Source organism: Pseudonocardia sp. Ae505_Ps2, from assembly GCF_001932425.1.
Lineage (GTDB): Bacteria > Actinomycetota > Actinomycetes > Mycobacteriales > Pseudonocardiaceae > Pseudonocardia.
In genome coordinates this window covers 1,207,390-1,227,673 of the sequence record NZ_MCIP01000001.1, presented here as the reverse complement: position 1 = coordinate 1,227,673, position 20,284 = coordinate 1,207,390, and the positions used below count along the sequence as shown (strand labels likewise).

The window sequence follows — 20,284 nt, the reverse complement described above, 5'->3', positions numbered from 1 at the left end:
AGACTTCCGTCACCCCGTGTCGCGGGGGACACTGGGCAGATGACCCGGACGATGCACGTCCTGCGCCTGATCGTGCACGCCAGATCACGCCAGCCGGTGCTGCTGCTCGGCGAGGCCGACGGCGACCGCTGCGTGCCGGTGTTCCTGCGGCCGCCGCAGGCCGAGGTCATCGCCGTCGGTCCGCGGGACGACGAGGGCACCCCCCTCACCCAGGACGTGCTGCTCCCGGTCGTCGAGGCGCTCGGGCGCACCCTGGAACGGGTGGAGATCTCCGACCTCGTCGACGGCGTCTACACCGCCGAGCTGGTCTTCGACGGCGACACCAGGCTGGTGGTGCGCCCCTCGGACGCGTTGGCGCTGGCCGTGCGCGAGGGGCTGCCGATCGGGATGGCCGAGCACGTCCTCGACGAGGTCGGCCAGGCCGTCGACGACGTCCTGCCCCCCGACGGCGACGACACCACCGGCGCCGCCGCACAGGCCCGCGCCGCCACCGCCGGTCCGGCGGACGCCCCACCGGAGCAGCAGATGCAGGAGTTCCGGGAGTTCATCGACGAGGTGTCTCCGGAGGACTTCCGCTAGGGCGCGTCACCGCGCGCGTGGTCGGGTGACGATGCGGCGCGACACCTGCGGGGCGGGCGTCACACGAGCCGGCCGAGTACCTCGGCCGCGGCCACCGCCATACGGTCCAGGCCCTCGTCGCCGGGGTGCAGGTGGTCCCCGCTGTCGAAGCGCGGGTCGAGCGCGACCGAACCCGGCCCGGCGCTCAGTGCGGCGTCGAAGTCGACCACGGTGCGCCCGCTGCCGGGGCCACGGATCCACGCGTTCACCTCGGCACGGCACAGCTCACGCCGGCGGTCGAAACCCTCGGCGCCGTCGAACGGCGTCAGTGTCGCCAGCACCACCGGCAGGCCCGCGTCGTCGGCGCGGCTCGCGATCCCGTCCAGCGCCCGGATCAGCTGCCCGGCGGTCGGCAGCTGGTCCGCGGGGGCCATCGTCCCCGGATGGCCGAGATCGTTGACCCCGAGTGCGACGACGAGGTGGGTCCGGCCGGCGGTCGCGAGCACGTCCCGGTCGAACCGGGTCCGGCCGGCCGCCCCGAAGAGCGGCCCGAAGGGACCGGCCCCGTCGAGCCGGAGCCGGTTCCCGGCGATGCCCCGGTTGACGACCGCGACCTGCCGGTCCCGCAGCCGTCGTGCCGTGCGCTCGGGCCATCCCGCGGCGGTGATCGAGTCCCCCAGACAGACCACGACCGGTGCGGGGACGGTGCGGAGCACGTCGACGCCGCGCAGCAACGGCGCGGGCAGGTCCATCTCGGAACCGTCGGGCAGCGCCAGCACCGGGGTGTCCCGGCCGGGGAACTCGTCGGCCCCCGCGTGGTTGCCGGGCGCGGACGGACGCCACGTCGCGGTGGACACGTTCGCGGTCGCGTACCGCCAGGTGTCCGGCAGGTACAGGTCCACCTCGACCGTGTCGCCGGCGAGGACCGCGAGATCCACGGGATCGCAGGTGAGGTCCTCCCCGGCGGGGACCTCCACCGCGGGCTGCCCGCCGAAACGCATCGGGCCGGCGCGCCCGGCCACCCGCACCGCGGCCCGGCCGATGTGCAGGGGGGCCGTCCCGAAGCGGTTGCTCAGGCTCACCCGAAGCCGGTCACCACCGACGCCCGCCTCCACCACGATCCGCACCGTCACGTCGCGGAGCTCGAGGTCGGCCACCCCCACGTCGGTGACGGCCTGCGTCCAGCTCGCGGTCCAGGCCGGGCTCACGATCCCGCGTCCCGGGACGCGGCGGCCCGCGGGTTCCATGCCCCGCGGGCGACGGCGGGGACGAAGTCCGCGAGGTCGTCCTCCAGCGAGACGGTGCGGCCCTGTTCGGCCGAGGCGTAGGCCGCCATCAGCAGTCGCACGACCTCCAGTCCGTTGGCGAGGGACTCCGGGGGCTGCTCGCCGCGCAGGAACGCCGTCGCGAAGGTCGCGTTCTCCGCGGTGTAGCCGTAGCTCGCCGACTCGTCGGGGACGATCGGCATGAGACCCTGCTCAGCGTTCTGCTTCTCCAGCAGGTCCTCGCCGCGGTCCTGCTCCAGCCTGCGGGACAGGAAGACCTTGGCCTCGGTGTCGAGGGTGTCGGCGGACATCGAGTACTCGGGGCCGAGCATCTCGAACGACAGCCGCAGCCCCGCGCCGACGTAGCTCCACGAGGTGGTGGCCTCGACGACCACGGGCTCGCCGTCACCGTTGCGGAACTCGAAGACGGCGTGCGCGTAGTCCTCCGACGGCGTATGCCGGTAGTCGGGGACGCCCGGGTACCGCTCCAGCAGCTCGGTGGCGTAGCGGGCGCGGCCCCACTTGAGGGAGGCGATCGAGGCCGACACCGAGACCGGGGTGAGCCATGTCGCCGGGTCGGTCCCGGGCGGGGTGAGCAGGTAGCGGCCGGCCTCGACGGAGTGGCACATCATGTCGCTGAGCACGCCGCCCCCCTCCTGCTCGCCGTTCCAGAACCAGGTGCTGTGCGGGCCGGAGTGCTCCTCGGCCGCGCGTGCCAGGTAGGGCGTCCCCGCCGCCGGGACCGCCCGGCCCCAGACCAGCGCGTGCGAGCGGACGATGGCCGGTGCGAACACCTGGTTCTCCAGGTAGCCGTGCAGCAGACCGGCGCCGGTCACGAGCGCCAGCACCTCGGCTGCCTCGGCCACCGTGCGCCCGAGCGGCTTCTCGATCGCGATCCCACGCAGCTGCGCCCGCCCCGCGCTCACCTCCTCGCAGATCGCGCGGACGACCTCGAGCCGGGCGTGGTTGGGTACCAGCACCCAGACTGCGTCGACCCGGGGGTCCCGGACGAGTGCGGCGACGTCGTCGTAGGCGGTGACGGCGGACCCGACGCCGAGCACCTCGGCCTCCCGGGCGAGCGCCTCGGCCGAGGTGAGGCTGCGTGAGGCGGTGGCGACGACGTCGCCGTCGCGGACGCCCTGCCACGACCGGACGTGGAAGCGGCCGATGAATCCGGCGCCGACGATGCCGACGCCCAGTGTCGTACGGGTGGCCATGACGTGCTCCTTCGTGGTTCGGGGTCGCCCGGTCTACGCCGTGGCCGCGGGGGTGGCGCTGCGGGTCGAGGTCAGGCTCCGGGCGATCGCGGTCGCGGCCCGCCACGCCAGCGCCACCGTCGTCAGCGTCGGGTTGGACGCGGTCGAGGTGGGGATGACGCCGTTGCCGCCGACGTGGAGGTTGTCGACGCCCCAGACCCGCAGCCACGGGTCGCAGACCGACGAGCCGTCGTCGGCCTCGCCCATCCGGACGGTCCCCTGGTAGTGCAGTGAGGACCCGCCGGCGGCGAGCGCCGGGGGTTCGTGCAGCGTGCCGATCCGGCGTGCCGCGCGGACCGAGTTGGTCGTCATCTGCTCGATCGTCGCCCGGTCCCGGTCGGTGTGGGAGTAGCGGATCCGCATCCGCGGCATGCCGTAGAAGTCGGTCTCGGTGTCGCTGAACTCGACGGCGTCGGTGGCGCGGAGGTCCTTCGCCCCGTACCAGGCCAGGACCGCGAGCCGGGCGGAGGCGCCGGCGCCGTCGGTCGGGTCGCCGCCGCCCAGGCTCATCCGGTAGGCGGAGTTCGCGAGCAGCATCACCCCGCCCTGCATGGGGCGGGCGTCGGAGAACGGCGTCAGCACCGAGCGGACGTTGCGGGGCTCGGGCGGGAACAGCGCCGGGTCGAACTCGTCGGCCAGGGACACGAACGAGGTCACCTGGAAGTGCTCGTTGAGGTAGCGCCCGAGGGCGGCCGGGCGGATGCCCGAGGCGTACAGGACCTGCGGCGTGCGCAGCCCGTCGGCACACACGACGACGTGCCGGGCCCGGACCTCGTAGGTCCGTCCCGACCGTCGGTCCTCCAGCACCGCGCCCACCGCGGTGCCGTTCTCCACGAGCACCCGCCGAGCCAGGGTCTCGGTCCGCAGCTCGAAGCCGGGCACCGTGGCCTCGAGGTCGCCCAGGATGCTGCCGGTCCCGCTGAACCGCAGCGTGTCGCCCTCCCAATGGGTGGCGGTCGGCATGAACCCGGTCGGGGTCAGCCCTGGCCCGTCGAACTCCTCGGCCAGCGCCGACCGGACCGCTTCGGGCAGCCCGTGGCCCGGCGTCGGCGGGGTCGTGGCGCCCAGCAGCCGCTCGGCGTGGTCGAGGGCGGCGTCCATCTCGGCGGCGGGCACGAACGGGATGCGTTCGGACTGCTGCGGGCGGGGGCTCGAGGTGCCCCAGTGGATCCCCATCCCCCCGACCCCGCTGGCCATGCTGGCCGCGGGCAGCCCGACCTCGCCCGGGGCGGGGGACGGCCGTGGGTCGGCGAAGAACAGGCCCGGCAGGATGGTGTGCCGGAACTCCAGGCTGGGGTCGATGCCGTCGGCGACGTCGGACAACGCCGCCGCCCGCTCGACGCCGGTGTCCGGGCCCTGGGTGAGCAGCTGGGCCGCGGCCCGGTCGTCGTCGGACATGTTCTGGGTGTGGTCGCCGCGGGCGCCGGGGACGGCCGGTCCGACCTCGACCATCAGGATCCGAGCCGTGGGGACGGCGTCCCCGATGGTCCGGGCGTAGGTGGAGCCGGCAGGGCCGCTCCCGATCACGAGCACGTCGACCCGGGGGTCGTCGGCGTCGATGGAGGTCATCTCGGTCCTCTGCGAGGTCGGTGGGGTGGGCCGGTGCGGGTCAGCGGGTGGTGGCGAACGCCGCGGCGGTCAGGTCGAGCACCTGCCGGGTCCTGGCCCACGGGTCGCCGCCGGTGCCCTCGTACTCGACCGTCAACGGGCCCCGGTAGCCGTGCCGGGCGAGGATCGCGAACGCCCGCGGGAGGTCGACGAGCCCGACGGACCCGTCGTCGTCGACGGCGTGGGCCTTGACGTGGACGAGCTCGGCACGCCCGGCGAGCGCCTCGATCCCCCGGTACACGGGTTCGAGCGCGGCGCTCCCGCGCAGCGGCAGCGGCGGGCTGTCCGGGTCACCGGTGAGCGCGGCCGTCATCGGCCCCGTGATCACGTCGAAGTTCCCCAGGTCGAGCAGCAGGCCCAGGTTCTCCTGCCCGACGGCGTCGAGCAGCCGGGTCATCCAGACGGCGTTGCTGGACGGTCCGCCGTGGTTCTCCACGAGCAGCCGCACGCCCCGGTCACGGGCGTGGGCGCCGAGCACGGACAGCGCGTCGACCAGGTGCTCCGGCGGGGTGATCCCGTGGTTCGGGCTCAGCGGCGAGCCGGGGTTCACCCGGACGAAGGTCGAGCCCAGTGCCGCGCACCGGTCGATCCAGGTCGTCAGGGTCGCGACGTCGTCGGCACGCCGGACGGGGTCCTCGGTGAGCAGGTCGCCGACGTCGACGGCCACGTTGAGCAACCGCGTGCCGGCGGCCGCCGCCTCCGCGGCGAACCGGTCGAGCCGGGGGTCCTCCGGGCCGGTGAACTGGAACGCCACCGTCTCCACCCCCGCGCCGCCGAACCGGGCGGCCGCCAGACGGGGGAACTCGGCGATGTCGAACAGCGCCGGGAAGTCGGTGCTGAACCGGATCTCGCGCCCCTCGGGAGCGACGACGGTGAGGTCGATCGGTCCGAGCTGCTCACGCAGGCTGAAGGACGACACGGACAGGATGCTCATCGGGTTTCCTCTCGTGGGGGCCCGTCATGCCGGCCTGCTCGCTGCAGGCGAGTCCCCGTGCAGAGCCGAGCTATGAGTAGTGAGAACTGATTGGTAGTAACTACCATATTGTGGTGACACCCTGTCAGGTGTCAAGCCCGATCGGAAGTCGAACCGGGTACGATCGCACCATGGGTCTGCGGGAGATCAAGGCGGCGCGCGCCCGGCAGCGGATGATCGACGTCGCCGTGGAGCTGTTCCTCGAACAGGGCTACGACGACACGACGATGGAACAGATCGCCGAGCGTGCCGAGGTCGGCACCACGACGCTCTACCGGTACTTCCCGACCAAGGACCTGCTGCTGCTCGACCGGGTCGTGCGCGGCATGGACCTCGGGGAGCGCCTGCGGGAACGGCCCCCCGGCGAGCCGGTCGGCGAGGCGTTGACCGCGGTGCTGCGCGAGGCCGCGGCCGACTTCGATGCGCCGGACCTGCGTATACCGGAGATCCGGCAGCTGGTGGACGTGGCCCCGGTTCCCCGGGCGCGGCTCTGGGACTTCCAGCTGAGCGCGCGGACACAGCTGGAGGCCGCCCTGGCGACCCGGATGGGGCGTCCCGCGAGCGACCTCTCGGTGCGGCTCACGGCGGCGTTCGCGCTGGAGGTGCTCGTCATCAGCGACGATCTGCGCCGGTCGCGCGGCTACGCGCCGTCCGCCTCGGACTCGCTCGAAGAGGTGCTCGCCGGCCTCGCCGGGACCGAGATCGTGCTGCCCGCCATCCCGTCCGCGGTCGGGTCGGCGGCTGCGGGGGGCTCGCCTCCCCGCACCGGGTGAGCTGCTCGGTCCGGGGCGGGACGAACCACGACCGCCTCCGCCGCCCGACCCACCTGCCGTCACCGGGACGGCCACGGTCCGGGTGGTCCAACCCCGGCCATCACACCTGGACGGCCGATGCCGGCGCCCCGGCCCACAGCTCGGCGTAGCGCCCGCCCCGGGCCAGCAGCGCGGTGTGGCCCCCGCGCTCGACGATCCGGCCCTGTTCGAGCACGAGGATCTCGTCGGCGTCGCGGACGGTGGACAGCCGGTGCGCGATGACGAGCGCGGTCCGCCCGTCCAGCGCCTCGGCCAGCGCCGCCTGCACCGCGGCCTCCGACGTCGTGTCCAGGCTCGCCGTGGCCTCGTCCAGCACCACGATCCGCGGGCGTGCCAGCAGCACCCGGGCGATCGTCATCCGCTGGCGCTCCCCGCCGGAGAGCCGGTACCCCCGCTCCCCGACGACCGTCGCGAGCCCGTCGGGCAGCGACGCGACCAGGCCGTCGAGCCGGGCCCGGCGCAGCGCCGCCCACAGCTCGGCGTCCGTCGCCTCCGGTGCCCCGATCCGCAGGTTCGCCGCCACCGTGTCGTGCAGCAGGTGCCCGTCCTGGGTCACGAACCCGACCGCGCGGTGCACCGACGCCGCGGTCAGCTCCCGCACGTCGACGCCGCCGATCCGGACCGCCCCGGAGGTGACGTCGTAGAGCCGGGCGAGCAGCTGGGCGACGGTGGACTTCCCGGCCCCCGACGACCCGACGACCGCCACCATCGCCCCGGGTGCCGCGGTGAACGACACGTCGTGCAGCACCTGCTCACCGCCGCGGGTGTCGAGCGTCGCGACCTCCTCCAGCGACGCCAGCGACACCTGGTCGGCCCTCGGGTAGGCGAACGACACCCGGTCGAACTCGACGCCGACCGGCCCGTCGGGCACCGGGCGCGCGCCCGGCGCGTCGGTGATCATCGGCTCCAGGTCGAGGACCTCGAGCACCCGCTCGAAGCGCACGAGCACCGTCATGATCTCCATCCGGGCCCCGGCCAGCGCGGTCAGCGGCTGGTAGAGCCGGGTCAGCAGCAGCGCGAGCGCCACGACGTTCCCCGCGGACAGCGCCCCGGCCAGCGCGAACCCGCCCCCGACGCCGTAGACGACGGCCACGGCCAGCGACGACGCGAGCGTCAGCGCCGTCACGAACGTCCACTGCAGCATCGCCGAGCGCACCCCGATCGCGCGGACCCGGTCGGCCCGCTCGGCGAACTCCGCGGACTCCTGCTCCGGGCGGCCGAACAACGTGATCAGGGTGGCGCCGGGCGCGGAGAACCGCTCGGTCATCCGGGTGCTCATCGCCGCGTTGTGGTCCGCGGCCGCCCGTTCCAGCGCGGCCAGCCGCCGTCCCATCAGCCGGGCCGGGACCAGGAACGCCGGCAGCAGCAGCGTCACCAGCAGGGTCACCGGCCAGGAGATCACCAGCATCGCGGCGAGCGTCAGCGCCAGCACGACGACGTTGGACACCACCCCGGCGAGGGTGTCGGAGAACGCCCGCTGCGCCCCGAGGACGTCGGAGTTCAGCCGGGCCACCAGGGCGCCGGTGCGGGTGCGGGTGAAGAACGCGACCGGCATCCGTTGCACGTGGTCGAACACGGTGGTCCGCAGCTGGTGGATCAGGCTCTCGCCGAGGTTCGCCGAGTACCAGCGGGTCAGCATCGACAGCGCCGCCTCGACCAGCGCGACGGCCGCCATCAGACCGGCCAGCAGCGCGAGCACCGACAGCGGCTCGCCGCGGGTCACCGCGTCGGTGGCCCGCCCGGCGAGCAGCGGCACCGCCACCGTCAGCACCGCGGCGGCGGTGCTCACGGCGAGGAACGCCGCGATCCGCCGCCGGTGCGGCCGGGCGAAGTCCAGGATCCGGCGGGCCGTCTCCCCCGCAGGGCGGGTGCGCCTGCCAGGTTCGGTGCTCGCGGTGCGCAGGGCCGTCCAGGTGCTCGCGTCCATGGTGCGGGACGCTATGATCTGAAGCTGACTTCAGGCCAAGAGTCGGCCGTCAGGCGGTCGCGAGCTCGGGCTCCTCGTTCAGGTCCGGCAGCGTCCACGGCCGCGCGACGGCGACCAGCGCGATCCCGGCGAGCGCGATCGCGCCGAACATCGCGGTGCCCATCGCGGCCGCGTCGTTGCCGAGCAGCCCGACGACCGGGGACGTCGCCGCGCCGATCCCGAACTGCAGCGACCCCAGCAGTGCCGACGCCGTCCCGGCGGACTCGCCGTGCCGGGCCAGCGCCAGCGCGGGCGCGTTCGGCAGGACGAAGCCGCAGGCCAGCAGCAGTGCCCACACGCCGGCGAGCACGGCGGGCAGCCCGCCGGTGCCGGTCGCGGTGAGCACGGCCAGCACGAGCCCGACGAGCACCCCGGCGGCGACGGCGATCGACATCACCCGGCGGGGCTCGACCCGGCGCAGCACCACCGGGTTGAGCTGGGTGCCGACGACCAGCCAGATCGCACCGGCGCCGAAGGCGATGCCGAACGTCTGCTGGTCCATCCCGAACTGCTGCTGGTAGACGTACGCGGCGCCGGAGACGTAGCTGAACAGCGCGCCCATCGCGAGCCCGGCGACGAGCACCAGCCCGACGAAGGTCCGGTCGCGCAGCAGCCCGCCGTAGGTCGCCACGGTGGCGCCGAACCGGGCCGACCGGCGTCGGGAGACGGGGAGGGTCTCGGGCAGCCCCGAGGTGACCACGGCCAGCATGACCAGGCCGTAGCCGGCCAGGAACAGGAACACCCCGCGCCAGGAGACCCAGTTGAGCAGGGCCGCGCCGAGGGTCGGGGCGAGCACCGGGAAGGCGCCCATCACCAGGATCAGCCGCGAGAGCATGGTCGCCGCGGCCCGGCCGGTGAACAGGTCGCGCACCACGGCGAGGCCGATCACCGCGCCGGCCGAGGCGCCGACGCCCTGCAGGACCCGCAGCACCGCCAGCACCTCGATGCTCGGGGCGAGGGCGACCAGCGCCGAGGCCAGCACGTGCACGGCGGTGCCGGCAAGCAGGAGCCTGCGGCGGCCGTAGGCGTCGGACAGCGGGCCGATCACCAGCTGGCCGAGCGCCAGCCCGGCGAGCGTGCCGGTCAGCGTCAGCTGCACGACCGGCTCGGACGCGACGAGGTCGCGCCCGACGTCGGGCAGTGCGGGCAGGTAGGTGTCGATCGTGAGCGGGCCGAGTGCGATCAACGCACCCAGGATCAGCGCGATCCGTAACCGGCTCGGCGCCGTGACTGCGGTCGTGGTCACCGGTGTGTCCCCCCTCGTGTGGCCGCACGGTGCAACCTCGCGAGGGGTGACGCCGATTCCGCCCGGGCGTCACCGGGCGGGTGAGCGCGCTCACACGTCGATCACCGGGTGGCGGGCTCCAGCCGGACCTGGACCCACTTCGACGTCGGGCACCGCGACGACTCCGCGTAGGACTCCAGCGGGATCAGCGGGTTCGTCTCCGGGTAGTACGCGGCGATGCAGCCCTTCGGCGTCGAGTAGGACACCAGCCGGAAGTCGTCCGCGCGCCGCTCGCTGCCGTCGGTCCACTCGCTGACCAGGTTCACCCGGTCACCGTCGGCGAAGCCCAGCTCGCGCAGGTCGGCGTCGGAGATGAACACGACCCGGCGACCGGAGTGGATGCCGCGGTAGCGGTCGTCCAGGCCGTAGATCGTGGTGTTGAACTGGTCGTGGCTGCGCAGGCTCTGCAGGACCAGGCGGCCCTCGGGCAGGGTCACCACCTCCAGCGGGCTGACGGTGAACTCCGCCTTGCCCGACGCCGTCGGGAAGGTGCGGCTGTCCCGGGGCGGGTGGGGGAGGGTGAACCCGCCGGAGCGGGCGACCTTCTCGGTGTAGGCCTCGCAGCCCGGGACGACCCGGCCGATCCGGTCGCGGATGCGGTCGTAGTCGGCGGCGAAGTCGGCCCACGGGACGAGGTGGTCCGCGCCGAGGGTGGCCCGCGCGATCCCGCACAGGATGTCGGCCTCGGACCGCAGCAGCTCACCGGCTGGCTCCGAGCGGCCGTGCGAGGCGTGCACCGCCGACATCGAGTCCTCGACGGTGACCCGCTGCGCCCGGCCGCCGGTCAGGTCCTTCTCGGTGCGGCCGAGGGTGGGCAGGATCAGCGCGTCGGTCCCGGCGACGACGTGCGACCGGTTCAGCTTGGTGGAGATCTGCACGGTCAGCGCGCAGCGCTCCAGCGCGGGCTCGGTGACGCCGGTGTCCGACATCGCCTGGGAGAAGTTGCCGCCCAGCCCGACGAAGACGCTCGCCCGCCCGTCCGCCATCGCCTGCACCGCGGCGACCGAGTCGTAGCCGTGCTCGCGGGGCGGCTCGAAGCCGAACTCGTCGCGGATCGCGTCGAGGAAGCTGTCCGCGACCCGTTCCCAGATGCCCATCGTGCGGTCGCCCTGCACGTTGGAGTGGCCGCGGACCGGGCACAGGCCCGCGCCCGGCTTGCCGATCATGCCCTGGAGCAGGGCGACGTTCACCAACTCCTTGATGGTGGCCACGGCGTTGCGGTGCTGGGTGATGCCCATGGCCCAGCAGTTCACGATCCGCTTCGAGGTCGCGAGCATCTCCGCGGCCTTCTCGATCTCGCCCCAGGTGAGCCCGGTCGCGGCGACGACGGCGTCGCGGTCCAGGTCCTTCACGTGCGCGGCGTAGGCCTCGAAGCCGTGGGTGTGGCGCTCGATGAAGTCGCGGTCCAGCACGCTGCCCGGGTTGCGGTCCTCGGCGGCGAGGAGCAGGTGCCCGAACGCCTGCCACAGCGCGAGGTCGCCGCCCGAGCGGATCTGCAGGAACTCGTCGGCCAGGTGGGTGCCGATGCCGCTCATGCCCCGCACGGTCTGCGGGTTGTCGAACTTGAACAGCCCGGCCTCGGGCAGCGGGTTGACGGCGAGGATCCGCGCGCCGTTCTTCTTGGCGATCTCCAGTGCCGAGAGCATGCGCGGGTGGTTGGTGCCCGGGTTCTGCCCGGAGATGACGATCAGGTCGGCGTCGTGCAGGTCCTGCAGCGAGACCGAGCCCTTCCCGATGCCGATCGCCTCGGCCAGCCCGACCGAGGTCGACTCGTGGCACATGTTCGAGCAGTCGGGCAGGTTGTTCGTGCCGTAGGCACGGGCGAACAGCTGGTAGACGAACGCGGCCTCGTTCGAGGCCCGGCCGGAGGTGTAGAACAGCGCCTCGTCCGGGCTCGACAGGCCGCGCAGGTGCGTCCCCACCAGGTCGAACGCGTCGTCCCACGAGATGGGCTCGTAGTGCGTGCCGCCGGCCCGGCGGACCATCGGATGGGTCAGCCTGCCCTGGCTCTCCAGCCAGTGCGCGCTGCGCTCCCGCAGGTCGGCGATGGAGTGCTCGGCGAAGAACTCCGGGGTGACGCGACGGTTGTCGCCCTCCCAGGCCACGGCCTTCGCGCCGTTCTCGCAGAACTCGGCGGTGTGCCGCTCGCCGGGAGCCGGGTCCGGCCAGGCGCAGCTCATGCAGTCGAAGCCGTCGACCTGGTTCATCGTGAGCAGGTTCTTGGCGGACTTCACGACGCCCTGTTCGGCGAGGGAGCGCTTCATGGAGATGGCAACGGCCTTCGCCCCGGCGGCGGAGGTCTTCCGCTCCGAGACGCGCAGATCGGACTCCTCGGTGTCGACCGGGGGGTGGATCGGGGCGCTGTTGACCGGGGTGGGGGACACGGGCACCTCATCTGGAACACAACGACGGCGGAACGGGCCAGATTACCCACGGAGGCGGGGCAGGGAAACGATGCTGCCCCGCCGTGGGACGTGACGACCAGCCGGTCCGCGGATGCGCGGGAAAGGTCAGGGCCGCGCCGCGGCCGCGGCGCGGCGGTGGCTCCCCGCCACCTGCCGGGTGGCGACGCTGATCCGGTTCCAGGCGTTGATGGTCGCGACGGAGAGGACCAGCTGGGTCAGGGCCTTCTCGTCGAAGACGGCGGCGGCCTCGTCCCACACCGGGTCCGGCACGGCGTCGGTGCGGTCGGCGAGCCGGGTGAGCTCCTCGGTCAGGGCGAGCGCGGCGCGCTCGGCCCTGCTGAACCACGGGGCCTCCCGCCAGGCGGCGACGGAGAGCAGGCGCTCCACGCTCTCCCCGGCGTCGAGCGCGTCGTGGGAGTGCATGTCCACGCAGAACCCGCAGCCGTTGACCTGCGAGGCGCGCAGCCGCACGAGCTCCTGCAGGGCGCGGGGGAGGACGGTGTCGTCGCGGGTGGAGGACTCCAGCGCGAGCAGCGCGCGGTAGCCGTCCGGGACGTGGCGGTAGGGCCGGGTGATGCGCGGTTCCATGAGGGTCTCCTCCGGGTGGGTGGTGGCCGTGGCCGGTGCGGTCACGGTGCGAGTGCGGCCCGGACGCGCTGCGGCGCCTCCGGGGTGGTGCGGACGACGTCCGCGGCGACGTCGGCGAGCGAGCGGCCGGCCAGCTCCCGGCGCCAGGCCAGCTCGGCCGAGCGCATGGACAGCGAGATCGCGCAGTGGCCGGAGTAGTCGAGCGCCGGGTCGCCGCCCGGTGCCGCTCCGAGGATCGAGGTGCAGCGGAACGCGTCCTCCGGTCCCTCGACCGCGACGACGACGTCGAGCAGTGACACCTGCTCCGTCGGTCGGGCGAGCCGGAAGCCGCCGCGCGGGCCCGGGACGGACTCGCAGATCCCGGCCCGGACCAGCGTCTGCAGCTGCTTGTTCAGGTACGCGGCCGGGAGGTCGTAGAACCCGGCGAGCCGGGCGCCGGGCACCGCGTCGCCGACCCAGGCCAGGTTCAGGCAGCAGTGCAGCGCCCATTCGACGCCCTGTCCCATCCGCATGATCTGGACACTACACATCCTGGATATGAGATGTCCAGGAATCGAAGTGATCATGGTCTCGGCGAGTGTGTCCGACAGATGACGGCAAACGCATCGATGTAAGCGGTCAGTTACAGGTACCGCCCGAACCTGGAAATCGGGTGCACCGGTCTTTCACTGTCGGTCCGTACGAAAGCCCCCCGAAGGAAGGAACCACCATGGACAAGCGTCGTATCGCCGGTCTGGCCGCTGCTGCCGTCGCCGCCCCGCTGCTGATGCTGGGTCTCACCGGCACCGCCAGCGCGGCCGAGATCACCCCGATCGCCGAGGTCGTCGACAGCACCGTCGCCGACCTGTCGTCGACCCTCGGCGCGGTCCTCGACGCCCTGGGCCTCGCGGCCTGACCCAGGCCCGACGACGGACGGCCGGCCCCGGGTCACCGGGGCCGGCCGTCGTCGTGTCGGGTCGGGGGAGGGTCAGCCCGCCTCGACCTGCTCGGTCAGCGGCTCGGCCGGTCGCCCGGAGGCCGGGGCCCAGGCCTCGTCGTCCAGCATCGGGCAGGCCAGCCACTCGTCCGGGATGCCGAAGCCGTCGACCAGCGTGCGGGCGTACGGCCGCAGCTCCTGGCACAGGCCGTTGACCAGCGGCCGGATCGAGCGCGACTCGGCGGCGGTGAGCCGCCCGGTCTCCAGGTACCAGGCGCGCTCGCGGTCGATCACGCTCAGCACGTGCAGGTCGTAGACCCGCTCCAGCAGCGCCCGCACCGCCGGGTCGTCGATCGTGGCGAGCTTGTCGGCGAAGGAGCGCTCGACGAGGGTGTCCACGTGCGCCCGCGCGGCGACGAGCAGCAGGTCCTGCGCGGAGTTGAAGACGGTGAACTCGTCGTTGCCCTTGCGCATCGCGGGGGCGAGGTTGCGGATCGCGGCGGCCAGGGTGTCCGCGCGGCGGATCTCCAACAGCTCCCGGCGGCGCCTGCGGTCGGTCAGGTCGATCCCGCGGAACGGGATCCGCCGGGTCAGCGACGCGGCGCCGGTCCGCTCGGCGAGCACCCCGGCGAGCTGACGCCCGAGCAGCGGCGCGATCTCGAGAGGGTTGCCCTTCTTGATCGTGCGGCCGTAGTCCGACAGCAGCTCCTTGGCCAGCAGCTGCAGCAGGACCGTGTTGTCGCCCTCGAAGGTGGTGAACACGTCGGTGTCCGCCTTGAGCGCGGGCAGCAGGTTCTCCTCCAGGTAGCCCGCGCCGCCGCAGGCCTCGCGGCAGGTCTGGATGGTGTGCGTGGCGTGCCAGGTGGCGATCGCCTTGATGCCCGCCGCGGACTGCTCCAGGGTGCGCTGCTCGCGCGCGCCGACCGGGCCCGCACCGGGTGCCTGGATGTCGTGCATCCGCTTCACCAGGTCGTCCTGGGTGAAGTGCAGCGCGTACGTGGTCGCCAGCGCGGGCAGCAGCTTCTGCTGGTGGGCCAGGTAGTCGAGGACGGCGATCTCCTCGCCGGTCGCCGGGTCGGCGAACTGGCGGCGGCGCTCGCCGAAGCGCACGGCCAGGGCGAGCGCCTTCTGCGCGGCCCCGCCGGCACCGCCGGCGACCGAGATCCGGCCGCGGACCAGCGTGCCGAGCATGGTGAAGAAGCGGGCGGTCTCGTTCTCGATCGACGACGAGTACGTCCCGTCCGGGGCGACGTCGGCGAAGCGGTTGAGCAGGTTCTCGCGCGGGATGCGCACGTGGTCGAAGGTCAGCCGCCCGTTGTCGACGCCGTTCAGGCCGGCCTTGCGCCCGTCGTCGCCGATGGTCACGCCGGGCAGGGCGTTGCCGTCGGAGTCGCGCAGCGGCACGAGGAAGGCGTGCACGCCGGGCTTCTCGTCGCCGGTGACCAGCTGGGCGAACACCACGGCCATCCGGCCGTCGCGCGCGGCGTTGCCGATGTACTCCTTGCGTGCCTGCGGGTACGGGGTGTGGACGACGAACTCGCCCGCCGCGGCGTCGTAGGTGGCCGTGGTGTGCAGGTGCTGCACGTCCGAGCCGTGGCCGGACTCGGTCATCGCGAAGCAGCCGAGCAGCTCCCCGTCGATGATCTTGCGGAGGTACTGCTCGTGGTGGCGCTCGGTGCCGAGTACCTGGACCGCGCCGCCGAACAGTCCCCACTGGACACCGGCCTTGACCAGCAGCGACAGGTCGCCGTAGGCCAGCATGGCGAACGCGGTGACCACGCCGCCGACGTCGCCCTCGCCGCCGACGGACGGGTCGAAGCCGGTGTGTGGGCGGCCGGAGGAGGTCAGGAACTTGAGCGAGTCGGTGATGCGCCCGCGGTAGTCGGCCGAGGACAGGTCGGGGTCCGCGCGCATGTCGGCGTTGGCCGCGAGCTGCTCGCGGGTCTGCTGCCGGACGTGCGCCCACCGTCCGTCGACGACCGTGCGGAGGGTCTCCGCGGGGATCCGGTCGGGCGTGGGCAGGGTGCTGGTCTGGGCGTTCACGGGTGAACCTCCTGCACGTGCGATGCCAGGCCGGAGAGTCCGGACCAGGCCAGGTCGGTGAGATGGGTGGCGAGCTGCTCGCGCGGGGTGCCGTCGGGGCGGGCGAGCCAGTCGTCGGCGGCGCCGCGCACCAGTCCGACGATCGCGTGGCCCCAGATGCGGGCCGCGGCCCGCCGGTCGGTCTCCCCGGGGGCCGGGTCGCCGAGGTGGCCGGCGATGACCGCGGCCACCTCGTCCCCGATCACGGTCACGAGGTCGTTGACCGGGTCGTGCCCGCCGTCGGTGGCGGGGCTGCGGCGTGCGGTTCCCTGGGTGAGCAGCGGGCGCTGTACCACGAACCGGTACAGCTCCGGGTCGATCTCGATGAGTCTCAGGTAGGCGTCGATGCCGGCGGCGACGGCGGCGCGCGGCCCACGGCCGGAGTCGGCCAGGGCCGCGGCGGTGGCCCGGCGGACCTCGGCGAGCAGGACCCCGGCCACCGACTCGCAGATCGCGGTGTAGAGGCCGGTCCGGTCGCCGAAGTGCCGGTAGATCACGGTCTTGCTGGTGGCGGCGGACGCGGCGATCTCGTCCATCCCGATGCCGGCGCCGTGCCGGCGGATGGCACCGATCGCAGAGCCCACGAGTGCGGCCCGCCGCTGCTCGCGGTGGGCGTCCCATCGGCTGTCGCGCTTGTCCCGTCCGGCCTTCACGAAACCCATAGTACCGTGTACCTTGAGTACCGGCTACCCCGTGGTAACGACGAACCACGACCCGATGCTCCGCCCACCGGGGCCCGCGCGCAGCGTGGTCACCCCGATCGGGTGGGGCGGGACCCGAACCCAGGAGGGACGATCCCCATGCCAGCCAGCACCCGGCGCGCCGCCGTCATCGGTGGCAACCGCATCCCGTTCGCGCGGGCCAACGGTGCCTACGCCGGCGCCTCGAACCTCGACATGCTCACCACGACGCTCGACGGTCTGGTGGCCCGCTTCGGGCTGGCCGGCGAGCGCCTGGGTGAGGTCGTGGCCGGCGCCGTGCTCAAGCACTCCCGCGACTTCAACCTGACCCGCGAGGCGGTCCTCGGCTCCCGGCTGAGCCCCGCCACCGCGGCCTACGACGTGCAGCAGGCCTGCGGCACCGGTCTGGAGGCGACCATCGCCGTCGCCAACAAGATCGCGCTCGGCCAGATCGAGTCCGGTGTCGCCGGTGGCGTGGACACCGCGTCCGACGCGCCGATCGCCCTGAACGACGACCTGCGGCGCGTGCTGGTCAAGCTCAACGCGGCGAAGACCACGGTGGACCGGCTCAAGCTGGTGGGGCAGCTGCGCCCGGGGCAGATCGTGCCGGACATCCCGGAGAACTCCGAGCCGCGCACCGGCCTGTCGATGGGCGAGCACGCCGCGCGCACCGCCCTGGAGTGGGGCATCGGCCGCACCGAGCAGGACGAGCTCACCGTGCGCAGCCACCACAACCTGGCCGCCGCTTACGACCGCGGCTTCTTCGACGACCTGGTCACGCCGTACCTGAAGCTGACCCGGGACAACAACCTGCGCGCCGACTCCTCGGTGGAGAAGCTCGCGAAGCTCAAGCCGGTCTTCGGCAAGGGCCCCGACGCCACGATGACCGCGGGCAACTCGACCCCGCTCACCGACGGTGCCGCCCTGGTCCTGCTCGGCTCCGACGAGTGGGCCGCCGAGCACAGGCTGCCGGTGCTGGCGCACGTCGTGGACGCCGAGACCGCGGGCGTCGACTACGTCCACGGCCCGGACGGGCTGCTCACCGCGCCGGTGTTCGCCGTGCCGCGGCTGCTGGAGCGCAACGGGCTGTCCCTGCAGGACTTCGACCTGTACGAGATCCACGAGGCCTTCGCCTCGGTCGTCCTCGTGCAGCGCAAGGCCTGGGAGGACCCCCGCTTCTGCAAGGAGCGCCTGGGCCTCGACGCGCCGCTGGGCGCGATCGACGACGACAAGCTCAACGTCGCGGGCTCCTCGCTCGCCGCGGGGCACCCGTTCGCCGCGACCGGCGGCCGGATCGTCGCGACCCTGGCCAAGCTCCTGCGGGAGAAGGCCGACACCGAGAAGAAGAACCAGCGCGGCCTGATCTCGATCTGCGCCGCCGGCGGCCAGGGCGTCGTCGCGATCCTGGAGGCAACGGCATGAGCGACCTGCTCGCGACCCTGTCCAACACCCCGATCGCCAAGCAGCTCGGGCTGCCCACGGTGCCGACGCTGCGCCGGCACCGCCCCGGGGACCCGCTGCTGGCCGGCCCGGTGCTCGTCGCGGCCGTCGGCGAGGGCCGGTTCGCCAAGGCGCTCACCGCGTTCGTCGAGAGCCACGGTGTCCCCGCGCTCGCGGCGGCCGGCGAGGACCGGCTGTACGGGGTCGTCCTGGACCTGTCCGGTGCCACGACGCTGGCCGACCTCGCCGCCGCCCAGCAGATCCTCACCCCCGCGGTGAAGAAGCTCGGCCCGTCGGGCCGGGTGCTGCTGATCGGTGCCGAGCCGGGCGAGGCGTCCGGTGCGGAGGCGGCCGCCGTCGCCCAGGCGCTCGACGGCCTGGTCCGCTCGATCGGCAAGGAGCTGCGCTTCGGCGCGACGGCGAACCTGCTCGTCGTGGCCTCCGACGTGACCCCGGCCGCGATCGACTCGTCGGTCCGGTTCTTCCTGTCGGCCCGCTCCGCCTACGTCGACGGCCAGGTCGCGCGCGTCGCGGCGCCGGTCGGGACCCCGCAGGAGCCGGCCGAGGTCGACGACCCGCGTGCCGAGGAGCAGCCGCTCGCCGGGCGCATCGCGGTGGTCACCGGCGCGGCACGCGGCATCGGCGCGGCCATCGCCGACACCCTGGCCCGCGACGGCGCGACGATCGTCGCCGTCGACATCCCGGCGGCCGGTGAGGGACTGGCCCGCACCGCGAACCGCACCGGCGGCACCGCGCTGCAGCTGGACATCACCGCCCCCGACGCGGCCGACCGGCTGCTCGGCCACCTCGCCGACCGGCACGACGGCGTCGACATCGTGGTGCACAACGCGGGCATCACCCGCGACAAGCTGCTCGCGAACATGACCGCCGACCGCTGGAACTCGGTGCTCGCGGTCAACCTGGGCGCCCAGCTGACGATCAACGAGGCGCTGCTGGCCGAGGGCTCCCCGCTGCACGAGTCGGGCCGCGTGGTCTGCGTGTCCTCGCAGTCGGGCATCGCGGGCAACCGCGGCCAGACCAACTACGCCGCCTCCAAGGCCGGTGTGATCGGCATGGTCCGGGCGCTCGCCCCGCGCTTCGCCGAGCGCGGCGCGACGATCAACGCCGTCGCACCCGGGTTCATCGAGACCGACATGACCGCGAAGATGCCCGTCGCCACCCGCGAGGGCGGCCGCCGGATCAACTCCCTCAAGCAGGGCGGGCTGCCGGTGGACGTCGCCGAGGCCATCGGCTGGTTCGGCCGCGCCGAGTCCGGCGGGCTCAACGGGCAGACCGTGCGGGTCTGCGGCCAGTCGATGCTGGGGGCCTGATGACCGTGACCGAGGATCGGAAGGTCACGGAGCTGCCCGGGCCGCCGTCGCTGGGGCAGTACTACGCCTCCGCGGCCGCCCGGGCGGCGCTCCCCGGCGGCTCCGGCCGGTCGCTGCCCGCGACCGAGCTGGTCCGCCGCGGCGTCACGGTCGAGCAGGGACACCTCGCCGACTACGCCCGGGTCTGCGGGTTCCGGGTCGGCAACGCCCTGCCGGTGACCTACCCGCACATGCTGACGTTCCCGCTGCAGGTCGTGCTGATGGCCGGCCGGTCGTTCCCGCTGCCGCTGCCCGGTCTGGTGCACATCGCCAACCGGATCACCGTGCACCGGGCGATCGCCCCGACCGAGACCCTCGACGTCCGGGTGTGGGCGCAGCGGTTCACCCGGCACCCCAAGGGGGCGCAGGTCGACCTGGTCGGTGAGGTCTCCGCGGACGGGGAGACCGTCTGGTCCGGCCGCAGCACCTATCTGGCCCGCGGGGCGAAGGCCCCGGACGGCCCGGCGGGCGGCAACGACACGGCCGACACGGCCGGCACGGCGGACATCGCCGAGCCGCCGGTGCCCACCGGGCCGGCGAACGCGCTGTGGCGGGTCCCGGGCGACATCGGACGCCGCTACGCGGCCGTCTCCGGTGACGTGAACCCGATCCACCTGCACTCGCTCACCGCGAAGGCGATGGGCTTCCCGCGGGCGATCGCGCACGGCATGTGGACCGCGGCGCACGCCGTCGCCGCGCTGGAGGGCCGGATCCCCGACGCCTGCACCTACGACGTCGTGTTCCGCAAGCCGGTGCTGCTCCCGGCGAAGGTCGAGCTCGTGACCGGGTCCGACGCCAAGGGGGCGTGGGGTCTGGCGCTGCGCAGCGCCAAGGACGCGGAAAAGCTGCACCTGGTCGGCCGCATCAGCGGGTAGACCGGAGGCATGGACGCGGGACGACGACGCGGGACGACCCGATCGGGTGGGCAGGTCTGCTCACCCGATCGGGTGGCTCTGGATCGGTCCACAGGCCGGTTCAGCAACGTCTCCCCGATGACGAACGTCTCCCCGTGTGTCCATCATTCTTCACCCGACATCCGTGAGGAGGCCATGCGATGAACGACGACATCTCGATCGAGAA

Annotated in this window: 17 protein-coding genes; 6 read left to right on the top strand and 11 right to left on the bottom strand. The window is 73.5% G+C overall.

Translation table 11 applies throughout. The annotated features are described in order from the left end of the window. Positions 1-39 precede the first annotated feature (39 nt). A complete protein-coding gene (locus Ae505Ps2_RS05650; protein WP_060713990.1) occupies positions 40-579 on the top strand; it encodes a bifunctional nuclease family protein in 540 nt (179 codons plus the stop codon). A gap of 59 nt (positions 580-638) precedes the next feature. On the opposite strand, the gene Ae505Ps2_RS05645 is transcribed toward Ae505Ps2_RS05650, so the two are convergent. Genes Ae505Ps2_RS05645 through Ae505Ps2_RS05630 form a run of 4 tightly spaced genes read right to left on the bottom strand, consistent with a single transcriptional unit; the run spans position 639 to position 5,621 of the window. Beyond that, positions 639-1,766, bottom strand: coding sequence for a GDSL-type esterase/lipase family protein (locus Ae505Ps2_RS05645; protein WP_075312675.1), 1,128 nt, complete (start codon positions 1,764-1,766; stop codon positions 639-641). Beyond that, entirely contained in the window at positions 1,763-3,040 is a 1,278-nt protein-coding gene (locus tag Ae505Ps2_RS05640; protein WP_075309585.1) for a Gfo/Idh/MocA family oxidoreductase, read from the bottom strand. Before Ae505Ps2_RS05640 ends, Ae505Ps2_RS05645 begins: the two co-directional genes overlap by 4 nt. A 33-nt stretch (positions 3,041-3,073) precedes the next feature. Further along, complete coding sequence (locus Ae505Ps2_RS05635) at positions 3,074-4,648, bottom strand: GMC oxidoreductase (RefSeq protein WP_075333983.1); 1,575 nt, start codon at positions 4,646-4,648, stop codon at positions 3,074-3,076. 40 nt (positions 4,649-4,688) lie between these two features. After that, positions 4,689-5,621 carry a TIM barrel protein gene (locus tag Ae505Ps2_RS05630; RefSeq protein ID WP_075553467.1) on the bottom strand — a complete coding sequence of 311 codons (933 nt, stop codon included), beginning with the start codon at positions 5,619-5,621 and terminating at the stop codon, positions 4,689-4,691. Positions 5,622-5,791: 170 nt separating this feature from the next. On the opposite strand from Ae505Ps2_RS05630, the gene Ae505Ps2_RS31790 reads away from it, so the two are divergent. Next, positions 5,792-6,433: a TetR/AcrR family transcriptional regulator gene (locus Ae505Ps2_RS31790; protein WP_020622308.1), complete on the top strand. Its 642-nt coding sequence runs from the start codon at positions 5,792-5,794 to the stop codon at positions 6,431-6,433. Between the two features lie 100 nt (positions 6,434-6,533). Here the strand turns inward: Ae505Ps2_RS31790 and Ae505Ps2_RS05620 are convergent, their stop codons facing one another. The 5 genes from Ae505Ps2_RS05620 to Ae505Ps2_RS05600 form a co-directional block, all read right to left on the bottom strand. Then, the gene (locus tag Ae505Ps2_RS05620; protein ID WP_075553466.1) at positions 6,534-8,399 is read right to left on the bottom strand and encodes an ABC transporter ATP-binding protein; all 1,866 of its coding nucleotides are present in this window, start codon (positions 8,397-8,399) and stop codon (positions 6,534-6,536) included. Positions 8,400-8,448: 49 nt separating this feature from the next. Continuing rightward, positions 8,449-9,684, bottom strand: coding sequence for a multidrug effflux MFS transporter (locus tag Ae505Ps2_RS05615; protein WP_075309593.1), 1,236 nt, complete (start codon positions 9,682-9,684; stop codon positions 8,449-8,451). A gap of 101 nt (positions 9,685-9,785) precedes the next feature. After that, positions 9,786-12,107 (bottom strand): FdhF/YdeP family oxidoreductase, encoded by a 2,322-nt coding sequence (locus Ae505Ps2_RS05610; RefSeq protein ID WP_084786209.1) that lies wholly within the window; start codon positions 12,105-12,107, stop codon positions 9,786-9,788. Between the two features lie 126 nt (positions 12,108-12,233). After that, a complete protein-coding gene (locus Ae505Ps2_RS05605) occupies positions 12,234-12,716 on the bottom strand; it encodes a carboxymuconolactone decarboxylase family protein (RefSeq protein ID WP_043276520.1) in 483 nt (160 codons plus the stop codon). 41 nt (positions 12,717-12,757) lie between these two features. Continuing rightward, positions 12,758-13,228: an Rrf2 family transcriptional regulator gene (locus Ae505Ps2_RS05600; protein ID WP_075333981.1), complete on the bottom strand. Its 471-nt coding sequence runs from the start codon at positions 13,226-13,228 to the stop codon at positions 12,758-12,760. Between the two features lie 197 nt (positions 13,229-13,425). Here Ae505Ps2_RS05600 and Ae505Ps2_RS05595 point away from each other — a divergent pair, with 197 nt between their 5' ends. Further along, a complete protein-coding gene (locus Ae505Ps2_RS05595; RefSeq protein WP_020622302.1) occupies positions 13,426-13,611 on the top strand; it encodes a hypothetical protein in 186 nt (61 codons plus the stop codon). 72 nt (positions 13,612-13,683) lie between these two features. Here the strand turns inward: Ae505Ps2_RS05595 and Ae505Ps2_RS05590 are convergent, their stop codons facing one another. Both Ae505Ps2_RS05590 and Ae505Ps2_RS05585 read right to left on the bottom strand, forming a co-directional pair. Further along, the gene (locus Ae505Ps2_RS05590) at positions 13,684-15,675 is read right to left on the bottom strand and encodes an acyl-CoA dehydrogenase (protein ID WP_075553465.1); all 1,992 of its coding nucleotides are present in this window, start codon (positions 15,673-15,675) and stop codon (positions 13,684-13,686) included. Next, positions 15,672-16,376: a TetR family transcriptional regulator gene (locus Ae505Ps2_RS05585; RefSeq protein ID WP_075309599.1), complete on the bottom strand. Its 705-nt coding sequence runs from the start codon at positions 16,374-16,376 to the stop codon at positions 15,672-15,674. Before Ae505Ps2_RS05585 ends, Ae505Ps2_RS05590 begins: the two co-directional genes overlap by 4 nt. 138 nt (positions 16,377-16,514) lie before the next feature. Between Ae505Ps2_RS05585 and Ae505Ps2_RS05580 the strand changes: the two genes are divergently transcribed. Genes Ae505Ps2_RS05580 through Ae505Ps2_RS05570 form a run of 3 tightly spaced genes read left to right on the top strand, consistent with a single transcriptional unit; the run spans position 16,515 to position 20,079 of the window. Continuing rightward, the gene (locus tag Ae505Ps2_RS05580; protein WP_075333980.1) at positions 16,515-17,816 is read left to right on the top strand and encodes an acetyl-CoA C-acetyltransferase; all 1,302 of its coding nucleotides are present in this window, start codon (positions 16,515-16,517) and stop codon (positions 17,814-17,816) included. After that, positions 17,813-19,165, top strand: coding sequence for a 3-oxoacyl-ACP reductase (locus tag Ae505Ps2_RS05575; RefSeq protein ID WP_075553464.1), 1,353 nt, complete (start codon positions 17,813-17,815; stop codon positions 19,163-19,165). Before Ae505Ps2_RS05580 ends, Ae505Ps2_RS05575 begins: the two co-directional genes overlap by 4 nt. After that, a complete protein-coding gene (locus Ae505Ps2_RS05570) occupies positions 19,165-20,079 on the top strand; it encodes a MaoC/PaaZ C-terminal domain-containing protein (RefSeq protein WP_075309605.1) in 915 nt (304 codons plus the stop codon). Before Ae505Ps2_RS05575 ends, Ae505Ps2_RS05570 begins: the two co-directional genes overlap by 1 nt. Positions 20,080-20,284: the final 205 nt, after the last annotated feature.